At 68.0% G+C, this 4,074-nt stretch carries 3 protein-coding genes; all 3 read right to left on the bottom strand.

Going from position 1 to position 4,074, the window contains the following annotated elements:
• Nucleotides 1-18 precede the first annotated feature (18 nt).
• The 3 genes from ACGF5O_RS22665 to ACGF5O_RS22655 all read right to left on the bottom strand — a co-directional run bounded on the left by ACGF5O_RS22665 (nucleotide 19) and on the right by ACGF5O_RS22655 (nucleotide 3,982).
• The gene (locus ACGF5O_RS22665; protein ID WP_393811674.1) at nucleotides 19-384 is read right to left on the bottom strand and encodes a hypothetical protein; all 366 of its coding nucleotides are present in this window, start codon (nucleotides 382-384) and stop codon (nucleotides 19-21) included.
• A 7-nt stretch (nucleotides 385-391) separates the two neighbouring features.
• On the bottom strand, nucleotides 392-841 hold the full coding sequence (locus ACGF5O_RS22660; protein ID WP_393811673.1) for a YbaB/EbfC family nucleoid-associated protein: 450 nt from the start codon (nucleotides 839-841) through the stop codon (nucleotides 392-394).
• Between the two features lie 81 nt (nucleotides 842-922).
• Nucleotides 923-3,982, bottom strand: coding sequence for an AAWKG family protein (locus tag ACGF5O_RS22655; RefSeq protein WP_393811672.1), 3,060 nt, complete (start codon nucleotides 3,980-3,982; stop codon nucleotides 923-925).
• Nucleotides 3,983-4,074: the final 92 nt, after the last annotated feature.

Raw genomic sequence — 4,074 nt, 5'->3', positions numbered from 1 at the left:
CGGGCTCGATCCGCTGCGTCAGTGCTTTCCGCCGTGCGAACCACCATTGGTGTCGCCCGTGTTGATGCTGGAGTCGTGGATGGCGTCGAGCACACCGCCCTGGGTGCCCAGCACGCTCTTCAGGTTGGCGAGCGTGCCGTCCCCCACTCCGACGACCGCCTCGGACAGGGAGGTGCCCGTCTTGATGGCACTCAGCCGCTGCTGCTTCTCCTGCGGCAGCATCTGCTGGGCGTAGCTGTCGTCGTGTCCGGGCCAGTGCGAGGTGGCGGACACGTCGGTGATGAACTCGTTGACCATGTCCGTGACCAGCCGGCTGATCTGCTCGATCTGGCGGGTACCGGAGGCGAGCCCCTCGGGGCTGGCGTAGTAGGCGTTCTCCGACATCTTCTCCTCAGTCCTCCGGGTCCTCGCTGATCTCGTCGCGGAGCCGGCCGGCTCCGCGACGCCGGCCGCTCTTCGGGCCCTCCAGCACACCGGGCCCGAAGATCTTGTTCCAGTCCACGTCGAAGCCGGTGAGTTCGGGGGCCTCGGGGCGTGCCTCGGTGAAGGGCGCGAAGGTCGCCATGACGTGCCGGGCCATGCGGGCCCGTGCCTCCTGCACCGCCTCCAGCACGCTCGCGGCGAGCTGACCGGCGGGCATCGTCCGGTACTTGTCGTCCAGGAAGGTGAGCGCGGTGAGGTCGCCCTGCGCGGTCACGGTCACCTCGACCGCGCGGTCCGCCGAGCGCACCGTGCTCTCCGCGCGCGCGAGTTCGCCCTCCGCGCGGGCCACCGCGGCCTCGGTGGCCTCCAGTTCGGCCATGGCCCTGGCCAACCGCTGCTCTATCGACTCGCTGTCCACTGCGCACCTCCCAGACTTTCCCGATCCCGTACGATCCCGTCCGCTCCCGTCCGCTCCCGGCCCTCCTGCGCCGGTGCGGCCTCAGCGGCCGATCACCGCGGGCGATCCGCCCTCGTCCGTGCCCCAGACGTCCTCGTCCTCGGTGAGCCACGCCTCCCGGGTGCGGTCGCCGCTCTCCGTGGAGCGGCCGTTCTGGCCCGTGGCACCGGGCCCGCCCACCGGGTACGGGGCGCTGGACGTGGTGGGCCGGGTGTACACGACGTCCTCGTCCTCGTCGACGGACGTGGTCGCCCGGTTGCCCCGGCCGCGCCTGGTGGCGCCGCCCGCCGGGTCGGTGAGTACGGCGCGGGTGCGCTCGCTGTTGCCGCCCTGCCCGCCGGCGCCGCCCATGCCCCCGCCCATACCGCCCATGCCGCCCATCCCCATCGGGTTGAGCGGGGTCCCGCCGGACGCGCTCTGCGTGCCTGTGGAGGCGGCGAGTGCGGTCCCGTCGGTGAGGGCGTCGGAGCGCAGCGCCCCGCCGGTGTAGGGGGTGCTGTCGTAGTCGTCGTAGCCGCTGTCGAGACCCGAGTCCAGGCTGCCCGAGGTGTTCAGGCCGCCGCCGCTCAGCCCACCGCTGTTGAGCCCACTGCTGTTGAGACCGCTCGTGTCCAGGCCGCCGGAGTTGAGACCGCTGTTGTTCAGGCCGCTCGTGTCGAGGCCGCTCGTGTCCAGGCCGCTGCTGTTGAGGCCGCTGGTGTCGGTCGAGGACGACGGCAGGCCGCTGCCGTCGATGTCCGTGGTGGTCGTGTGCCCGGACGGGTCGGTGGTGGTGAGCTGCCCGGTGTCCGGGTTGAGGGTCTGGGTGGAGCCGTCGGGGAACTTCGTGGTGAGGGTCCCGTCCGGGTTCAGGGTGGTGGTCGAGCCGTCCGGGTTGGTGAAGGAGTCGCCCGCGTTGAGATGGGTGGTGGTGACGTGGCCCGAGGGGTCGGTGACGGAGACCTGACCGGTGTCCGGGTTGAGGGTCTCGGTGGAGCCGTCCGGGAAGTGGGTGGTCACCGAACCGTCCGCGTTGAGCTGGGCGGTGGACCCGTCCGGTGTGGTGAAGGAACCCGCGGTCGGGTTGAGCGTGGACGTGCTCAGGCTGCCGTCCGGGTTGAGGGTGCTGACCTGGCCGGTGGCGGGGTCGATGGTCTGGCTCGTGCCGTCCGGGAACTTCGTGGTCAGCGTGCCGTCCGGGTTCAGGGTGGTGGTGGAGCCGTCCGGGTTGGTGATGGTGGTGCCGGGGTTGAGCTGGGAGACCGAGGTGGTGCCGTCGGGTGACGTGGTGGTGACCAGGCCGGTCGACGGGTCGATGGTCTGGGTGGAGCCGTCCGGGAACGTGGTGGTGAGGGTGCCGTCGCCGTTGAGCTGGGTGGTGCCCCCGGTCGGGGAGTTCAGCGACGTCGAGCCGTTCTTCGTCGAGTCGTTGTTGAGGAGCGACGGGTTGAGGCTCGTCAGCGCGGCGTTCGCCAGGTCGTTGGCGTTGAGGTCGTTGAGCCCGTCGCCGACGTTGTTGAGGCTGTTGCTGAGCCCGTCGTTGAGGTTGTTGAGACTCGAGTCAAGGCCGTCGCCGATGTTGTTGAGGCTGTTGTTCAGGCCGTCGTTGAGGCTGCTGAAGTTGTTCCCGAGGTTGTTGAGATTGTCGTTCAGCCCGTCGTTCAGGTTGTTCAGGTTGTCGTTGAGGTCGTCGTTCAGGTTGTTGAAGTTGTCGCCGAGGTTGTTGAGGTTGTCGTTCAGGTTGTCGAGGTTGTCGTTGAGATTGTTGTTGAGGTTGTTCAGGTTCTCGTTGAGCTTGTCGTTGTTCTCCTTCGCCTCCTCCTCGGCGATCTCGTTCTCCTCCTTCTGGAGGACCTCGGCGAGCGTCTCCTTGTTCTTGTTGGTGATCTCGTCGTCGAAGGCGTCCTGCACGTCGGCCCAGGCGTTCTTCACGGCGCTGAGCGCGTCGATGGCCGGCTCCTTGAGCTTGGAGTCCGCGTTGTCGGACCAGCTCTTGACGGCGGCGTCGGCGATCTTCTGCCAGGTGGTGTGCTGGGTGAGGTCGCCGTAGTCGGGGACGGACTGCTTGAACCCGGCGTCGGTGGAGTAGGTCGTGACGGTGCTCTCACCGGCGCTGGAGGTCTCCTCCAGCACGTGGTTGATGTTGTTGTTGATGATCCACTGACTGATCGCGTCGAGGATCTTCTTGACGTGGTAGTGCGGGTCGTGCTGGCCGTCCGAGGCCCAGTTGGTCCACGCGGTCTGCAGGGAGGTGACCGCGTCCTTCAGCGCCTGCTGTGCCGCGGCCAGCGCGTCGCTCAGCTTCGACTTCGGGACATAGCCGCCGAGTGTGCTGTTGGTCGCCGTGTAGTCGCGGCCGCCCAACTGGGAGACGTAGCCGTCGTAGTTGGTCTTCAGCTCGTCCAGCAGGTGCCAGAAGAGGCTGGCCGCCTTCCCCTTCCAGGCCGCCTGGTCCTCGCCGAGCGAGGTCATCCACTGGTTCACGATGTCCGAGTGGTCCTTGAAGAACTGCACCACCCGGTCGAAGGACTGTCCGGTGGACTCGAAGGAGAGCATGTCGACGGCGTTGTCGTCGGTGACCGTCAGCCCGCTGTAAGAGAAGCCCTTGGTCGAGTACGACGGACTCGTCAGCAACTGGTCGAGGACCAGCTTGCTGCCGGAGATGTACTGCGCCATCGGCCCGGAGTCCCACTGGACGTGCGAGTACGACCCCTCGAACGCGCCGCCGCCGGTGATCTCCCCGCCGCTCCAGAGCGTGGCACGGCCGTTCTCGTCGACCGTGACGCCGATCATCACGATCCGGGCCTTCTTCATGTCCACACTGCTGTGCGCGCCGTCCCCGCCCGCGTCGTAGAAGGCCAGGTCGTAGTCCTCGCCCTTGTTGACCTGCCAGCCGGAGAGCGCCGAGTAGTCGGCCGCGGTCACCGCCCGCATGTCGATGCCCTGGATGTCCATCCGGAACAGCTTGAGGTCGGAGAAGTCGTCGTTGTTCGAGCTGCTGAGTTTGTCGAACAGAGTGGACCGGGGCGGGATCGTGTAGCCGGTGAAGTCGGTGACAGCCTGGGCGAAGTAGTCGTCCGGGTCGTAGCTGGGGGTTCCGGAGGTGCTGGTGCTGTCGGCCATGGGGCGGAACTCCGCTGCTGGGGATGAGGGGGCGGGGACGGGGTGGGGGGTCCGGGGCGCGCGGACCGGGGCTCAGCGGGAGCCCGCGGACC

It is taken from the genome of Streptomyces sp. NPDC048291 (assembly GCF_043201715.1).
Lineage (GTDB): Bacteria > Actinomycetota > Actinomycetes > Streptomycetales > Streptomycetaceae > Streptomyces.
Note: the sequence above shows the minus strand (reverse complement) of the source record. Positions and strands in the feature narration are given on the sequence as shown.